16 protein-coding genes are annotated in these 15,404 nt (G+C 65.9%); 14 read left to right on the top strand and 2 right to left on the bottom strand.

Annotated features, from left to right (window positions below; translation table 11 throughout):
- Positions 1 to 20 precede the first annotated feature (20 nt).
- Positions 21 to 1,166, top strand: coding sequence for an acetyl-CoA acetyltransferase (locus AC5Y7V_RS17730; RefSeq protein ID WP_499881322.1), 1,146 nt, complete (start codon positions 21 to 23; stop codon positions 1,164 to 1,166).
- A complete protein-coding gene (locus AC5Y7V_RS17725) occupies positions 1,166 to 1,570 on the top strand; it encodes a Zn-ribbon domain-containing OB-fold protein (RefSeq protein ID WP_499881321.1) in 405 nt (134 codons plus the stop codon). The genes AC5Y7V_RS17730 and AC5Y7V_RS17725 overlap by 1 nt, the downstream gene beginning before the upstream one ends.
- Here AC5Y7V_RS17725 and AC5Y7V_RS17720 read toward each other — a convergent pair.
- Positions 1,560 to 3,080: a class I adenylate-forming enzyme family protein gene (locus tag AC5Y7V_RS17720; RefSeq protein ID WP_499881416.1), complete on the bottom strand. Its 1,521-nt coding sequence runs from the start codon at positions 3,078 to 3,080 to the stop codon at positions 1,560 to 1,562. The genes AC5Y7V_RS17725 and AC5Y7V_RS17720 overlap by 11 nt on opposite strands.
- Positions 3,081 to 3,189: 109 nt before the next feature.
- On the opposite strand from AC5Y7V_RS17720, the gene AC5Y7V_RS17715 reads away from it, so the two are divergent.
- Entirely contained in the window at positions 3,190 to 4,065 is an 876-nt protein-coding gene (locus AC5Y7V_RS17715; protein WP_499881320.1) for an SDR family NAD(P)-dependent oxidoreductase, read from the top strand.
- Between the two features lie 3 nt (positions 4,066 to 4,068).
- Here AC5Y7V_RS17715 and AC5Y7V_RS17710 read toward each other — a convergent pair whose 3' ends face one another.
- Complete coding sequence (locus AC5Y7V_RS17710) at positions 4,069 to 4,905, bottom strand: enoyl-CoA hydratase/isomerase family protein (protein WP_499881319.1); 837 nt, start codon at positions 4,903 to 4,905, stop codon at positions 4,069 to 4,071.
- Positions 4,906 to 4,949: 44 nt separating this feature from the next.
- On the opposite strand from AC5Y7V_RS17710, the gene AC5Y7V_RS17705 reads away from it, so the two are divergent.
- The 11 genes from AC5Y7V_RS17705 (at position 4,950) to AC5Y7V_RS17655 (ending at position 15,242) form a co-directional block, all read left to right on the top strand.
- Positions 4,950 to 6,200, top strand: a complete 1,251-nt coding sequence (locus AC5Y7V_RS17705; protein ID WP_499881318.1) for a hotdog family protein — start codon at positions 4,950 to 4,952, stop codon at positions 6,198 to 6,200.
- A gap of 4 nt (positions 6,201 to 6,204) precedes the next feature.
- On the top strand, positions 6,205 to 7,011 hold the full coding sequence (locus AC5Y7V_RS17700; protein ID WP_499881317.1) for an enoyl-CoA hydratase/isomerase family protein: 807 nt from the start codon (positions 6,205 to 6,207) through the stop codon (positions 7,009 to 7,011).
- A 6-nt stretch (positions 7,012 to 7,017) separates the two neighbouring features.
- Positions 7,018 to 8,265, top strand: a complete 1,248-nt coding sequence (locus AC5Y7V_RS17695; RefSeq protein WP_499881316.1) for an acyl-CoA dehydrogenase family protein — start codon at positions 7,018 to 7,020, stop codon at positions 8,263 to 8,265.
- On the top strand, positions 8,262 to 9,077 hold the full coding sequence (locus AC5Y7V_RS17690) for an enoyl-CoA hydratase/isomerase family protein (protein ID WP_499881415.1): 816 nt from the start codon (positions 8,262 to 8,264) through the stop codon (positions 9,075 to 9,077). Before AC5Y7V_RS17695 ends, AC5Y7V_RS17690 begins: the two co-directional genes overlap by 4 nt.
- A complete protein-coding gene (locus tag AC5Y7V_RS17685) occupies positions 9,074 to 9,874 on the top strand; it encodes an enoyl-CoA hydratase/isomerase family protein (RefSeq protein WP_499881315.1) in 801 nt (266 codons plus the stop codon). The genes AC5Y7V_RS17690 and AC5Y7V_RS17685 overlap by 4 nt, the downstream gene beginning before the upstream one ends.
- Entirely contained in the window at positions 9,871 to 11,322 is a 1,452-nt protein-coding gene (locus AC5Y7V_RS17680; protein ID WP_499881314.1) for a class I adenylate-forming enzyme family protein, read from the top strand. Before AC5Y7V_RS17685 ends, AC5Y7V_RS17680 begins: the two co-directional genes overlap by 4 nt.
- A 469-nt stretch (positions 11,323 to 11,791) precedes the next feature.
- A complete protein-coding gene (locus tag AC5Y7V_RS17675) occupies positions 11,792 to 12,514 on the top strand; it encodes a hypothetical protein (protein WP_499881313.1) in 723 nt (240 codons plus the stop codon).
- 36 nt (positions 12,515 to 12,550) lie between these two features.
- A complete protein-coding gene (locus AC5Y7V_RS17670; RefSeq protein ID WP_499881414.1) occupies positions 12,551 to 12,973 on the top strand; it encodes a hypothetical protein in 423 nt (140 codons plus the stop codon).
- 12 nt (positions 12,974 to 12,985) lie between these two features.
- Positions 12,986 to 13,588 carry an SDR family oxidoreductase gene (locus AC5Y7V_RS17665; protein WP_499881312.1) on the top strand — a complete coding sequence of 201 codons (603 nt, stop codon included), beginning with the start codon at positions 12,986 to 12,988 and terminating at the stop codon, positions 13,586 to 13,588.
- Positions 13,585 to 14,343, top strand: coding sequence for an SDR family NAD(P)-dependent oxidoreductase (locus AC5Y7V_RS17660; RefSeq protein WP_499881311.1), 759 nt, complete (start codon positions 13,585 to 13,587; stop codon positions 14,341 to 14,343). Before AC5Y7V_RS17665 ends, AC5Y7V_RS17660 begins: the two co-directional genes overlap by 4 nt.
- A 47-nt stretch (positions 14,344 to 14,390) precedes the next feature.
- Complete coding sequence (locus tag AC5Y7V_RS17655) at positions 14,391 to 15,242, top strand: TIGR03619 family F420-dependent LLM class oxidoreductase (protein ID WP_499881310.1); 852 nt, start codon at positions 14,391 to 14,393, stop codon at positions 15,240 to 15,242.
- The last annotated feature ends 162 nt before the right edge of the window (positions 15,243 to 15,404 follow it).

Raw genomic sequence — 15,404 nt, 5'->3', positions numbered from 1 at the left:
CAATGTGATAACCATGAGCTATGCCGTCGAACCGCGTCGCCATCGTGGGTGCTGCCCTGTCCGACTGCGGACGGGTCCCCGATAAGACCGCCATGGCGCTGATGGCCCAGTCCTCGCGGCGGGCGGTCGCCGATGCCGGCCTGACGAAGGAGGACATCGACGGCTTCGGGGGGCACGGGACGTTGCTGCCGCCGGTGGAGGTCAGCGAATACCTGGGCCTGCGGCCCGACTGGGTCGATGCGACCAATGTCGGCGGATCGTCGTGGGAAGTGATGGCCACCCATGCCGCCGGCGCGATCGCGGCCGGGGAAATCGAGGTCGCTCTGTTGACGTACGGGTCCACCGCGCGCTCCGACGTCAAGCGCCGGGCACGAGCGTCCGCTGCCGCCATGGGCACCGGCGGCGCACTGCAGTACGAGGCGCCCTACGGCGCGACACTGATCGCCAAATACGCCATGGCGGCCAGGCGTCACATGATCGAATTCGGCACCACCGTCGACCAACTGGCCGAGGTCGCCGTCGCCGCACATGAATGGGCGGCCATGAACGAGAACGCATTTGAGCGCGACCGCATCACCGTGGCCGATGTCGCAGCCGCACCGATGCTGGCCGACCCGTTCACCTCCAAGCATGTGTGCCTGCGCACCGATGGCGGCGGCGCCGTCGTGCTCGCCAGCGAGCGCGTGGCCAAGGATTGTGCGAAGGACCCGATTTGGATTCTCGGGGCCGCCGACGCGACGTCTCACGTCAGCATGAGCCAATGGGCCGATTTCACCACTTCGGCCGCCGCGCGCTCGGGCCCGCGAGCCTTCGCGCAGGCGGGCATCAGCCCGGCTGACATCGATGTGTGCCAGCTCTATGACTCCTTCACGTCAACGGTGCTGCTGACCCTGGAGGACCTCGGCTTCTGCGCCAAGGGCGAAGGCGGGCCGCTCATCGGGTCCGGCGCCCTGCGCCCCGGTGGAGCGCTTCCGACCAACACGGACGGAGGCGGGCTGGCAGCGTGCCACCCCGGTATGCGGGGAATGTTCCTCATGGTCGAGGCGGTGCGGCAGTTGCGGGGGGAATGCGGACCGCGCCAAGTCGGCGGCGCCCGCTTGGCGTGTGTCCACGCGATGGGTGGTTTCTTCACCCACAGCGCCACGATGATCCTCGGGAGGTTGTAGTGACGGCTCCAGATCGGCCCACGATCGACGCCGACGGCCAAGCGTGGTGGTCAGCCGCGCAGGACCGCAGGCTGATGGTCAACGCCTGCCGCTCCTGCGGCCAGACGTCCTTTTACGCGCGGCCGTTCTGTCCACTCTGTTGGAGTGCGGACGTGGAGTTGGTGCCGGCCACCGGACGCGCGCGGCTTTACACGTGGAGCGTCATTCACCAGAATGGCGCACCCTTTGACGCACGGACGCCCTATGTGCTGGCAATGGTGGATCTCGAGGAGGGACCGCGGCTGATGACCGTCGTGGAGCGTTGCCGTGTCGATGATTTGCGCGCGGACATGGAACTGGTCGTTGCCTTCCGCGACGACGGGGACGGATTCCTAGTCCCGGTTTTCCATCCGGCTACGGGGTAGTGGCAACTCGGTCGGCCAGGAGCCGCCGGCGCCCCGCCGACCGTACGTCGAGCTTGGTGCGGTCGACCTTGCCGTTCGCGTTGACGGGAAGCGGCTCGTCCCAGAACACCAGCTCCTCCGGCAGTTTGTATTTCGGCAGACCTTCAGCGACGAGAGCCCGGGCGACCTCTGCCAGCGATAACTCGATGTCGGGTTCGAGCACCACGGCCACGGCCAACCGTTCACCGGTGGTGTCGTCGGCGACGGAGTAGGCGGCACACTCGCGGACTCCGTCTATTCGCGAAACGGCCTCGTCCACTTCGGCGGCCGGAATCTTCAACCCATTGCGAATCACGATGTCCTTGATGCGACCAATGATCCGCACGCGCCCGTCGATGACCTCAGCAACGTCGCCGGTGCGAAACCACTCACCTTCGAAGCCGTGCTCGTCGTCCGCGGCGTCGGTATACCCGAGAAAGGCGTGCGGGCCCCTGACGCAGCACTCGGTGGGTTCGGCCATGGATCCAACCCGTACATCGACGTCGCCGAGCGCCACTCCGTCATCCCCGTGACGCACTTCTCGAGGTTCGGTCCGCAGGCCCGATGTGCTGACCGGGATCTCCGATGATCCGTAGGCGCGCATGACGACGATGCCGAATTCGTCTTCGACGCGTTCAACGATCCGCCGGTCCAGCATGGTGCCGCCGAGATACACCGCGCGTAGCGCGACGTCAGCACCGCGCGCCGCGGCCTCGTCGAGCATTTGGGCCAGCAGCCGGTCGGGGCCCCCGTACCACGTCGCGCCTGAGGTGGTCAGCAAGTCCGAAGTCGCCGACCGATCCCAACGATCTTCGAGAATCACCGGTATCGCGAGCATCGGAGCGATGAACAGCGCTTGCAGCACCCCGGTGACCGACGCCAGCGGGCTGATCAGAAAGATCCGGTCGTCCGAGCCGAGGCCCGCTGCGGTGATGTAGTTCGCTGACGCCTTGGCCAACGTGCTCAGCGAATGGATCACGCCCTTGGGTCGAGACGTTGTGCCTGAGGTGTAGAGCACAAAGGAGGGTTCGTCCGCCGACCGCGCGGGGTGCGGCGGGTCGGCGTCGGCGCGCTCGCGGTCAGTCAGTTCGATCCAATGACAACCCACGGATAGTTCCGGCTGGTCGATCGCCGTCCAGTTCGGCGCCGCGCCAAACCGCGCGCCGGTGCGGGTGAGGATGTCGGACAGCTGCTTGGGCCCGGCGCTGCGCGGCACGAGCACCACCACCGCATCGACTCGCAGCGCCGCGTGAACGGCCACCACCGAGTCCACGTCGTTGCCGACGACCAGGACGACCACGGTGCCCGGGCCTGCGCCGGCATCGACCATGGCCAGCGCGGCCGAATCGATGCGCCGGTCCAGCTCACCGTAGGTGAGTTCGGCGTCGCGATCCGCCACGGCCGGCCGGCCGGGATGTAGCGCGGCGGCCGATCGCACCACGTCAACCGGCTCTTCGACCCAGGATCCGGCAGCGCGGTACCGAGGCCGCAGCTCCTCGGCTCGCCGGTGCGCATGACGCAGCAACTGCGTGGCGCCAGTCAATAGCGTTTCCTCCGATGCAAATGCTTGCTCTCGATTTAGTAAATGTAACCTCTCACGCATGACGTCAATGACTTTCGATGACCAGGTAGCCATCGTCACCGGTGCCGGCGGGGGGCTCGGCCGCTGCCACGCCATCGAGCTCGCCCGCCGCGGCGCGCGTGTCGTGGTCAACGACCTGGGCAGTTCGGTGGACGGCAGCGGCGCGTCGACGTCGGCGGCCCAAGCGGTGGTCGACGAGATCACGGGCGCGGGGGGCACCGCGATCGCAAACGGTGACTCGGTTGCCAGCGAGGAGGGCGGTGCGGCGATCGCGGCGGCGGCGATCGATGCCTTCGGGCGGGTCGACATTCTGGTCAACAATGCCGGGATCCTGCGCGACGCCGCGTTCAAGAACATGACCGCCGAGCAGGTGGAGGCGGTCATCGCCGTGCACCTCTCCGGCGCCTTCAATGTGACGCGGGCGGTGTGGCCGGTCATGCGGGAACAGAATTACGGGCGAATCGTTCAGACGACCTCGGGCACCGGCCTTTTCGGCAACTTCGGTCAGGCCAACTACGGCGCGGCGAAAATGGGTCTCGTCGGCATGATGCACGTTCTTGCGATCGAGGGTGCGCGCAACGGCATCGCCATCAACGCCATTGCGCCCATCGCGCGCACGCGAATGACCGAGGACATCATGGGTGAGGCCGGTAAGAAGATGGACCCCGAACTCGTCACGCCCGTGGTCATCTACCTGGCACACCGCAGCTGCGACCGCACTGCGCACATCTACTCGGTAGGCGCGGGCAAGGTGTCGCGGGTGTTCATAGGTGTCACCAAGGGAATCGAGGACACGTCGCTGACGGCTGAGTCGGTGGCATCGTCGATCGACGAGATCGACGACAGCTCCGCGTTCACCATTCGCGGTGGCCCCCAACGGATTGAGCAGGGCTGAGCATCAGAATCCCTGGAACCGTGGGGGACGTCGCTCGGCGAACGATCGCAGGCCCTCTTGCAGGTCAGCGGTCCGCGACACCACCTCCTGCGCCCAGGCTTCTTGTTCGAAGGCGCGATCGCGCCCGGACTCCGATGAAACGGACAACAACCGCTTGGTGAGCGCCAGCATCACGGTCGGCCCCGCGGCGAGGCGTCCGGCGATCTCTTCCGCCGCGGCGTCGGTCTCGTCGGCTGCCGTCACCCGGTTGACAAGTCCGAGCCTTTCGCAGGTGACAGCGTCGACAGGCTCGCCGAGCATCAGCAGTTCGGTCGCCTTGCGCAGCCCCACAATTCTGGTCAGCAGGTGAATGGCACCCGAATCCGGCAGGATCCCGCGGTGCACGAACGCCTCGACAAGCTTTGCCTCCGTTGACATGACGACGAGGTCGCACGCCAGGACCAGGCTGGCCCCGGCACCCGCCGCGGTGCCCTTGACCGCGGCGACCACGGGCTTGTCGCAATCCAATACCGACGCCACCAACCGCTGCCAGCCCTGCTGGAGCATGCGAGCGATGTCGCCGGGTCGTTTCTCGGCGACGGGTTTCGATTGCGCAACTGCGTCCCCCGTCTGCGGCGCCAAGCCAGCGCCGGTGCAGAAGTGCCGGTCACCCGCGGCGCCCAACAGCACGGCGCGGACGGCGGGATCGTCGTTCGCCCGCGCGAACGCCTCCGTTAGCGCGTCACGCGCCAAGGGCGACAGCGAGTTTCCGACATCGGCGCGGTCGATGGTGATTCGTTGCACCCCGCCGTCGGTGACGCCTACCACGATGCCTGATCGCTCTTCACTCATCTGACTCATCCCTGCGTTAACGGCGTTTCCGCTTTTCGGGTATCTTAATTTCCATGCCGGAGACCGGTCAGATTACCGACGAGGGACTGGTCCGGTTGCGCGCCACCATCGGTATCGCCGTTCCACACACCCAGCCGCCGCACTACTACCGCCCCAACGAGGACTGCTTCCGCCACGTGGCGGAGAGCTACGGCGACGCCAACCCGCTGTGGGCCGATCCGGAGTACGCGGCCAAATCCATCTGGGGTGAATCCATTGCGCCGCCGGCGCTCGTGGGGGGCGACACGCTGATCGGTGAGGACGAGGTGACCACGCTCTCCGACGAGGACCGTGCGCTGACCAAGGGCGACCCGCTGCGCGGCGTCCACGCCTTCTACGCCTCCTCCGGGCGGGAATGGTGGGCGCCGCTGCGGGCGAATCATCGGGTTTTCCGGCGCAACGCTCTGGTTGCGGCGCTGGACAAGAGCAGCGAATTCGCCGAGCGCGCCGTGCACGAATGGTCGGCGCAGGTGTTCCGGGACGACGAGGGCGTCATTCTGGGTGGGCAGTACCGCAACATGATCCGCACCGAGCGCGGCAAGGCCCGCGGACGCAAGAAGTACGAGACCGTCGAACTGAAGTCGTGGACGCCCGACGAGATCGCCGAACTGGACGAAAGATACGCGCGCGAGTCGCCGCGGGGCGCCGAACCACGGTGGTGGGAGGACGTCGACGAGGGCGACGACCTCGGCCCCTTGACCAAAGGCCCGCTGACGGTCACCGACATGGTCTGCTGGCACGTCGGCATGGGCACCGGGATGTACGGCGTACGGCCCCTGCGGCTGGCGTGGCGCAACCGGCAACGCATTCCCCGTTTCTACACGCCCAACGAACACGGTGTCCCCGATGTGCAGCAGCGCGTGCACTGGGAACCGGACGCGGCCCGCAATGCGGGCAACCCCACCACCTTCGACTACGGCCGCATGCGCGAGACCTGGCTAATCCACCTGTGCACGGACTGGATGGGGGACGACGCCTGGCTGTGGAAGCTCGACTGCGAGTTCCGGCTCTTCAACTACGTCGGCGACCTGCACACCATCACCGGAAAAGTGGTGCGCAAGTACCTCGCCGAGGACGACCGGCCGGCCGTCGACCTCGAACTGGCGGCGACGAACCACCGGGACCAGGTCACGGCGCCCGGACACGCCACGATCCTGTTGCCCAGCCGCGAACGCGGACCCGTCCGGCTACCCGATCCGCCGGGCGGCGCGACCAACCTCACCGACCTGCTGACCGCCGTGTCGGCACGGTTCGCCGAGCACTGAGGCCATGAGTTACGACAGCGTGCCCGGCCTTGGCGCCGAACAACACGGTCAGATCCTGCACCTGACCTTCGACCGTGCCGACCGCCGTAACGCGGTCAACGACGTGATGCTCGACGCGATGATCGCGCACCTGGCCGCGGCCGGCACCGACGAATCGGTGCGTGTCATCCGGATCGACGCCCAAGGACCGGACTTCTGCGCCGGCTCCGACCTGGTCGCCAACAACAGTCGCTCGGAGCGCAAGCCGCGGGTGGGCAGCACACAGCGGAGGCTGCCAAACAAGGCCAACCGGCTCATCCCCTTGATGCTCGAGACTCAGGTGCCCATCGTATCCGTGGTGCGAGGCTGGGCCGCCGGCCTCGGGTTCCACATCGCACTGGCTTCCGACTTCTGCGTCGCCGCCGCGGACGCGCGGTTCTGGGAACCTTTCATGGCACGCGGTTTCACGCCGGACAGCGGCGCCGCCTGGCTGATGCCCCGGCTCATCGGCATGGTGCGCACCCGGCAACTCTTGATGCTCGGCAACGAGATCTCCGGAACGACCGCGGCCGAGTGGGGCATCATTCACGCCGCGGCCCCCGCGGACGAATTGGACGTGGTCGCGAGTGAACTGATCACGGGCCTCGGCGACGCACCCACCGTGGCGCTGGGTCTCACCAAGTGGCTGCTGCACAGCGGCAACGGGCTCGACCTCGACCGTCACTTGCAGAACGAGGCGATGGCGCTCGAGTTGTCGAGCCGCAGTGAGGATTTCAAAGAGGGCTTGGCGGCGTTCCGCGACAAGCGCGAGGCGAAGTTCCAAGGACGCTAGACGATCATGACACCGCTACCGATCACCGAGGCCACCAGCACCGCAGACGCCGTCGCGGCCGTCGAGCGATGGGTCGACACCGAGGTACCGGCCTCCTGGCGCGCAGCAGCCGCCGAGAGCCCCGCCGCCCTCCGAGCGGTGCGGAGCCCCGCGGAGTACCGGCAGTGGTATCCGGCCTTCGCCGCATCCGGCCTCGTCGTGCCGACCTGGGCTCGCGAATACGGCGGTCTGGGAATCGGCAACGAGGTGGCCCGGGCGATCGATCAGGTGCTGCGTCCGCTGCGGCTGTCCCGGCTGAACCCGTTGGGGCTGAACAACGCTGCCGCAGCGTTGTTCAGCCACGGCACCGAAGAGCAGCGGCTGCGCTTCCTGCCGCCGATCGTGCGCAACGAGGAAAAGTGGTGTCAGCTCTTCAGCGAGCCGGGCGCCGGGTCCGACCTCGCCTCGTTGGCGACGCGAGCCGTCCGGGACGCGGATGAGTGGGTGATCTCGGGCCAGAAGGTCTGGACCACGTGGGCCGACGAGGCCGACTTCGCGATCCTGCTCGCGAGAACCGACCCAGATGCACCGAAGCACAAAGGCATTACCTACTTCCTGCTCGATATGCATCAAGTCGGCGTCGAGGTGCGTCCTCTGCGCCAGATCACCGGTGAGGCGGAGTTCAACGAGGTCTTCATCGACAATGCGCGGGTTCCTGACGCGCATCGCGTGGGCGAGGTCAACGACGGGTGGCGTGTCAGCGCATCGACGTTGTCCAGTGAGCGGCAGATGGTTTCGGGTTCCGGCTCGGGAGGCATGGGCCGCCTCGGCGGCTCCGGCGCCGACCGCCTGATAGCGCTGGCGCGCGAAACCGGCCGATGGCATGACCCGGTCGTCCGGAACAAGGTCATGCGGTTGTGGGCCCAGGAGCAGATCCGCGGCTGGACGAACGACCGTGTCCGCGCGGCACTTTCGGCCGGTCAGTCGCCGGGGGCCGCGTCCTCGATCGGCAAAGTGCACCAGGCCACCCTGAACCAGCAAATCCAGGACCTCATGGTGGATCTGTTGGGTACGGACGCGATCGCCTGGCCGGCCACCGAGGACCCGGACGCCCTGCCGCGGGACGTCCACGGAATGATGCGCAGCCTCGCCAACGGCACCGAGGGCGGCACCACCGACATCAACAAGAACATCCTGGGCGAGCGTGTGCTCGGGTTGCCCAAGGAACCGGACCCATGGAAAGGCAAACCCTGGAAGGAAATTCCGCGCTCGTGAGCAGCTACCGGCGGTTGGTGGTGGAGAAGTCCGAGGGTATCGGCTGGCTGATCCTGAACCGGCCGGATGCCGGCAACGCCTTCGATTCGTTGATGCTCGACGAGCTCGAATCCGCCTGGGCCGACCTCGAGGCCGACCCCACCGTCCGCGTGATCGTCAACACCGCCAACGGCAAGGCTTTTTGCACCGGAATGGATGTGGTGCAGGTGGCGCGGGACAAGGAGGCGATGCGCCGGCATTCACGTCGGACGCGGGACGCCGAGCTGAAGATCTCGTCGTGGCACTGCGGGGTGTGGAAGCCGGTGATCGCGGCGGTCAACGGTGTGTGCGCGGGCGGCGGTCTGCACTTGGTTGCCGACGCCGACATCGTGATCGCGGCCGAGCAGGCCTCGTTCGTCGACCCGCACGTGTCGCTCGGTCAGGCCGTCGCCTACGAGGCGATCACGCTGCTTCGCAAGTCCCCGATGGAGGCGATCACCCGAATGGCGTTGAGCGGCAAGGGCGAACGAATCTCGGCGCAACGCGCGTATGAGTTGGGCATCTTGTCCGAGGTGGTAGCCGCCGGTCAGCTCCGCGCGGCGGCCGGACGGCTCGCCGCAGCGATCGCCACGAATTCGCCGACCGCGATGCGCGTCACCAAGAAGGCGCTGTGGCGTTCCCTGGAGGTCGGTATGACGCAAGCCCGCCGGGATGCCGCAGACGAGATTTGGCGGCTGCGCAATCACCCCGATCATGGCGAGGGAGCTCGCGCGTGGCGTGAGAAGCGCACGCCACAGTGGCAACCGCTGTCGGACGCAGTGGAGGTTTCATGACCTACCAGAGGCTGATCGTTGAGCGACACGGGCCGGTCGGCTGGATCATCAACGACCGGCCGGACCGGCTCAACGCATACGACGTGGTGATGCGAGAGGAATTTCCCGAAGCGTGGGCGCAGTTGAACGCCGACCCGGACGTTCGGGTCATTGTGCACACCGGCAACGGGCGCGCCTTCCAGGTGGGCGCCGATGTGGAGGAGCTCGACGGTGAGGCCGTGCTGCAGTTTCAGGAGACCATGCGCACGCTGGACCTCAAGCTGACGGCCTGGCACTGCAACGTCGACAAACCGGTCATCACGGCCGTCAACGGGGTGTGCGCCGGCGGCGGCCTGCACTGGGTGGCCGACGCCGACGTCGTCATCGCGTCATCGGATGCGAGCTTCGTCGATCCGCACGTCTCGATCGGGCAGGTCAGCGCTTTGGAAACCATCGCGCTGATGCGCAAGATGCCCGCCGAGGCCGTGCTGCGGATGGCTCTGGTGGGAAGCCATGAACGGCTCAGCGCCCAGCGCGCGTATCAGCTCGGCATGATCAGCCAGGTCGTCGACCCGCCCGAAAAGCTGCGCGCGGTCGCCCAGGAGCTGGGCGAGAAGATCGCCAGGAACTCGCCCGCGGCGATGCGCGCCACCAAGCGTGCGCTGTGGGGCGCGCTCGAATACGGCCTCACGGATGCCTGCCGGGAGGGCGCCAAACACCTGACGTCGATGTGGGGGCATCCGGATCAAAACGAGGGTCCGCTTGCCTTCGCGGACAAGCGAACTCCGAATTGGGCCCCGTTGGAGGCCGATTCGTGAGCCTGGTGGATCTACTGGACGGCCTGCCTGAAGTCGCAGTACATACGCTCGGCGCCGAGGTGTCGCGCGACGAGCTGGCCGCCAGCGCCGACCGGCTCGGGACGCTGCTCGCCGACCGCGGACTGACGACGGGACAAGTAGTCGCCGCGATGCTGCCCAACGACGCCACGACCATCGCCGCGCTGTTCGGCACGTGGCGCGCAGGCGGCGTGTACACGCCGCTGAATCCCAGGGCCGCCGACGCAGAGCTCGTGACCCAACTCGAAACCCTGCGACCCGTCGCGGTCATCACGACTTCCCGCCTGGCCGAACGCTTTACGCGGTTCGGGTTACCCGTCGTGCGCGGCGAGAACTTGTCATGGAACGTGACCGCCGGCACTCAGCGTCCCACCGATCCGCGCCAGTACGACGCCGACGTGGCACTGCTGCAGTTCACGTCGGGCACCACCGGTGCGCCGAAGCCCGTGCCGCTTCGTCACACCACAGTCCTCGACCTAATCGATCGGCTGCTGGCGAAACTGCGCGGCAGCAGAGCTGCCACAGGCCAGCCGAAGCGACCTCCGATGCCTAACCTGGTTCCCCTGTCGCTGTCGCTGTGGGCCGGCATCTATCAGGTCCTGTTCGCCTTCCGCGCCGGCTCGGGCGTGGTTCTGATGGACCGTTTCTCCCCCAGAGACTTCGCTGCCCTCGTCCGGCGGCACCAACTACGATCCACGGTGCTGCCGCCCGCCGCGCTGACCATGGTGCTGCACGACGATTCGGTCACCGACCTGTCGCCGCTGAAGATCGTGCGGTCGATCACCGCCCCGCTATCGCCCGTGCAGGCGGGCCGATTCCGCGACAAATTCGGTGTGATCGTGCTGAACTCCTACGGCCAGACCGAACTGGGCGGCGAGGTGGTGGGCTGGTCGGCCGCCGACGCCCGCGAGTGGGGCGAGACCAAACTCGGGTCCGTCGGCCGACCCCTGCCCGGGATCGACGTCAAAATCACCGACGACGAGGTGATGGTCCGCACGCCGACGACGGCCGCACGCAAGATCGACGCGGCCTTCCTGGACCGGCTCACCGATGACGGCTGGTTCCACACCGGCGATCTCGGATGGTTCGACGACGACGGATTCCTGTGGCTTGACGGCCGAGTGTCGGACATGATCAATCGCGGTGGACTGAAGGTGTTTCCCGGAACCGTTGAGGACGTGCTGGTTGCCGCCGACGGGGTGCACGAGGCCGCCGTGGTAGGAGTTCCGGATGAGCGCCTCGGGGAGGTCCCGTGGGCATTCGTCGTCCGCGGCAAGGAAACGGTGACCGAAGATGGGCTGGCGGCGTGGTGCCGAGAGCGCCTGACGCCGTACCGGGTTCCAGTGCGAATCGTGTTCGTCGACCGGCTACCACGCAATGATGTCGGCAAAGTCGTCAAACGCGAGCTCGCCGCGATGGCCAACGTGTGAAAGTCCGCTGCCCCGGCCACTTCCGCCGTTCGCCGCTCAGCAGCGATCGACCTTGATAATCGTGATTCTCATATTCGGATACCGATGCTACCATCAGCGTAAATGAGACTTTCCGACGCTGTACCGCCGGAGAGGGGAGTAACCGACTGTGATCGAAGAGCTGGTCCGGATGGCGATCACCTGGGGAGCCATGTGCGCCCTGGTCGCCTTCTTCTACTGGATGCTGTCCAACATCGGCACGTTCTAAGCGCCCCCGACGGACTAAGACGCGCGCCTAGCCGAGGACCGCAAGTCGCCGTGGGCCGACGTCATCGATTCGGGAAATGATCAAGAGAGGACCCCGCAGTGGACGATCAGGATCGCCGGCGTAGACGCGGGCTCATCGTTTTCCAGGTCTGGATTTACGGCCTGCTCCTGACGATGTTCTTCATCCAGCTCTCGATGTTGCTGACCAGGGATTGGTAGGCCTATGAGATTGCCCTCCGTGATAGCGCACCGCAAACCCGGTGAATCTGACTCGCCGTCAACGACTCTGGACGAGGACGAACTTCGAAGTCGCCACGCCCAGCGACAAGCCGACCGTTGGCTGATAGTGGGCACGGCCCTAATGGGCACCTTGGTGCTCGGCTTCGTCGGGCTCCCCATCTTCGTGCGCGGCTTGTACTTGTTGCGCAATGCCCAACGCGGCGGCCTGTCGGTGCGTCCGTTGATGGTCACGCTCATCGGCTACGTCATCATCTTGGACGCGGCCTTGAACAGCATCGGCTGGGCACTCGACCTGTTCGCCAACCACGCCCTGATCACCCGCACCGTTTTCACCGCATGGGGAAACCTAATGGATGCCGGATATTTCTGGCACTACAACGAGCTGTGGATCGGCGGTGCCAGTGCCCCAGGCGAGAAAGCTTGGGTCCTGGTCTGCGTGCTCATCGCCTTTCCGATGCGGATCGCCGCGGCGATCGGACTTCTCCAAATGAAGCGCTGGGGCCAACAGTGGACAATCGTCACTTGCTGGTTCGGCGTAATCGTGTGGACGGGCTACATCTTCAACATGACGTTGTACGCCGACGTTCGCTATGCGGCGGTCGGTTTTCCGGTGCTGGCCTGGTGGGCATTCAACGTCTTTTACATCACTCCCTTCCTCGCAATTCCCTACCTGCACACCGTGAATCGGGAGATCTTCTCCGACTAGTCGGTTCGAGAAAGGAAAAATGTGCCTGAAACAACGATGGACGAGAGTGCATCGGGCGAGTCACTGCCTCCCGGGACAACGCGAACGTGGGCACGGATGCACAACTGGCTCAAGCGAGCTCTGTTCGTCTGCCTGTTCGGGTTGGTGATCGAGGGATCGCTCACCGTGCCGGTGATCGCCGTCTGGTACGGGTGGCCCACGCTGTCGCTCACCGAGATCTGCAGCGAATTACTCAAAGTGCGTTACTCGAACGACGCACTCGAGTGCACACAGCCCTATCCCCTCGGCGGACCGCCGTTCGGCGGTGCACCCGAAGCCGCGGGTCAGCACACCGCGAAAGACGACTGGGGCGTGCAGCCTCGCCCGCGGTACGACCGGATCGGCTTCCGCGAGCTGGTGAGGATTCACGATGAGCGAATTGCACGACAGGCCAAGGCATCGCCGACCGCCAAACAGTAGTTCAATGCAAAAATGACAACTCCACACGTCATCGGACGCGGCGATGCCATCTCCTGGGCTATCGCCGCCAGCCTCAAATCGGTCGTTCACGATCTCGACGAATCGACCCAGCCGCAATCCGGCGAGGTCGTCATCGTGATCGGCGTTGATCCGCTGGTCGAGCCGACTCATTTCAGCGCTTTGAGCGCGACCGAGTGGCACCGGTTTGCGGAGCAACCAATGCGGCAAGCGCTCAGTGCGCTGCAGCGCTCATACGCTTCGATGCGCAACGCAGGAGGGCGAATTGTCCTGGTATTGCCGACGATCGGGATGACGGGCGGGCCATACCTCGTCGCGTGCACCACCGCACTCGAGGGCATCCGCGCTATGGCCAAATCCGCCGCTCGTCAATGGGCCTCCCAAAACATCATCGTCAACATGATTGCCGCACCGCTTCATCTTTTCGCGCCCAAACTCAGCGCATCGGCCAACCATGTAGCGGCGGCGGCGATTCACGACGATGACAAGCTTGTCGAATCGATAGTGGAGACGACACGATTCCTGCTCAAGCGTGAGGTCACTGGGCTGGTCGGCGAGACCGTCATCGTCGACGGCGGGGCGGTGATGCTGCCGTGACGCTTGACGGTTACACGGTGTTGGTTACCGGAGCCGGCGCGGGGTTGGGCCGCGGAATCGCGCGCGCCCTCGCTCTTGACGGCGCGCACGTCTTCGTCGCCACCCGATCGGAAAACGGGCGCCTCGTCGCCGCCGAACTCGTCGAGAGCGGTCATCGGGCCAGTTGGGTCCGCTGCGACGTCACCGCCCCACAGACGGTCGTCGGAGCCGTCGAGACTGCGGTGGATGCCACGGGGCGCCTGGATGCGCTGGTACACAACGCAACTAGCAAATCATCCAGCCAGCCACACCGGCTCGAGGACGTCGATGATGCACTATGGCGGGACCACATCGGCGTGTCAGTGTCCGGTGCCTATCACTGCGCGAGTGCCGCCTTCGAGCCGCTCCGCGAACGCGCAGGAACATTCTTGCTCATGACCTCGCCCGCCGGTATCGAGGGCAGCGCCACCTTACCGCTGTACGCGACGATGAAGGGAGCGCTGCGGGGCTTCGCCAAAAGCCTGGCCCGCGAATGGGGTCCGCACGGAATCACCGTCAACGTGATTTCGCCGCTGGCCTACTCACCCGCTATGACTGCGGCCATCGAAGCAGAACCCGCCATGGAGGAGCGGCTCGCGCGGCGGATTCCGCTGGGCCGCATCGGCGATCCGCAGAGCGACGTCGGTGCGGCGGTTACTTTCCTCGTGGGTCCACGCGCGCGGTACGTCACCGGCCAGACGATAGGGGTCGACGGCGGCCACTACACCAACCTGTAGGAGCCAGCGGCATGGAGTTGGGACTCGTCCTTCCACACACTGGCCCCTTGGCATCACCATCCTTCATCAGCGATTTCGCCCAGGAAGCCGAAGGACACGGGTTCTCCCGGCTCTGGGCCGTCGACCACCTGGTGTTGCCCTACCACGTCACCTCGCTGTACGTGCTCGGCCGGCAACCAACCCCGGTGGCCGATGGTTGGCTGTCGGACAACCTCGCGCCGAACTACGAGATGATGACGACCTTGGCCTGGGTGGCGGGCCAGACCACCACGATCGGCCTGGGCACCTCGGTCGCGGTACTTCCGTTGCGCAATCCGATTGCCAATGCCCGGCAGCTAGCCACCCTGGACGCGTTTTCCGGTGGTCGGTTGATCTACGGTGTCGGCGCCGGATGGTTGCGCGAGGAGGCTACGGCGATGGGTGTGCCCTGGGACCGCCGCGGTGCTCGCAGCGAGGAGCACGTCGCGCTGCTGCGCACACTCTGGTGTGCAAATGATCCCTATGTCGAATTCCACGGGCAATTCTATGATTTCGCACCGATGGATCCGCGGCCGCAGCCCGCTCAGCGCCCTGTCCCGATCCTGGTGGGCGGGCACTCCGAGACGGCACTCGACCGCGCGGCGCGGATCGGGGACGGGTGGATTTCGGCGCCGACGTCCTCGGGCCGGCTGGCCGAACTCGTCTCGAAGCTGAAACGTCTAGCGGAGGGACATGGCAGGCCGCCGGAGAGCTTGTACAAAGTCGCAGCAACCACGTATTCGGATAGCCGGTCGTTCTCCGAGTCATATGACGTCTGCCGTCGGCTGGGTATAGATCATCTGCAGGTGATCGTGTCCGATGACGAGCCCCGCGTCATCATCAGCAGCTTCCCGGATATCGCGGCCGTGTCGTACGGGTGAATCGGACCCTCCGGGCATCATCCGGATCCGTTTCAGCGGACAAAATCATGGCTGCGAAGGAATCTTGCCGTCCGCGACGGTTTCGGACAGTATTGGTTCGAGAACGTCTACTCTCGATTTATGATAGTGGCGTTGCCGGTTGCGGTTCGCGCGGTTGGCCTG

This window comes from Mycobacterium sp. NGS34, from assembly GCF_059812845.1.
This window is presented reverse-complemented; position numbering and strand designations above follow the sequence as displayed.

What these genes read in the sequence shown, in the direction of transcription:
- AC5Y7V_RS17730 (WP_499881322.1), top strand. Translation starts at nt 21, where the DNA reads ATGCCGTCGAACCGCGTCGCCATCGTGGGTGCTGCCCTGTCCGACTGC.
- AC5Y7V_RS17715 (WP_499881320.1), top strand. Translation starts at nt 3,190, where the DNA reads ATGACGTCAATGACTTTCGATGACCAGGTAGCCATCGTCACCGGTGCC.
- AC5Y7V_RS17710 (WP_499881319.1), bottom strand. Translation starts at nt 4,905, where the DNA reads ATGAGTCAGATGAGTGAAGAGCGATCAGGCATCGTGGTAGGCGTCACC.
- AC5Y7V_RS17705 (WP_499881318.1), top strand. Translation starts at nt 4,950, where the DNA reads ATGCCGGAGACCGGTCAGATTACCGACGAGGGACTGGTCCGGTTGCGC.
- AC5Y7V_RS17700 (WP_499881317.1), top strand. Translation starts at nt 6,205, where the DNA reads ATGAGTTACGACAGCGTGCCCGGCCTTGGCGCCGAACAACACGGTCAG.
- AC5Y7V_RS17695 (WP_499881316.1), top strand. Translation starts at nt 7,018, where the DNA reads ATGACACCGCTACCGATCACCGAGGCCACCAGCACCGCAGACGCCGTC.
- AC5Y7V_RS17685 (WP_499881315.1), top strand. Translation starts at nt 9,074, where the DNA reads ATGACCTACCAGAGGCTGATCGTTGAGCGACACGGGCCGGTCGGCTGG.
- AC5Y7V_RS17675 (WP_499881313.1), top strand. Translation starts at nt 11,792, where the DNA reads ATGAGATTGCCCTCCGTGATAGCGCACCGCAAACCCGGTGAATCTGAC.
- AC5Y7V_RS17670 (WP_499881414.1), top strand. Translation starts at nt 12,551, where the DNA reads ATGGACGAGAGTGCATCGGGCGAGTCACTGCCTCCCGGGACAACGCGA.
- AC5Y7V_RS17665 (WP_499881312.1), top strand. Translation starts at nt 12,986, where the DNA reads ATGACAACTCCACACGTCATCGGACGCGGCGATGCCATCTCCTGGGCT.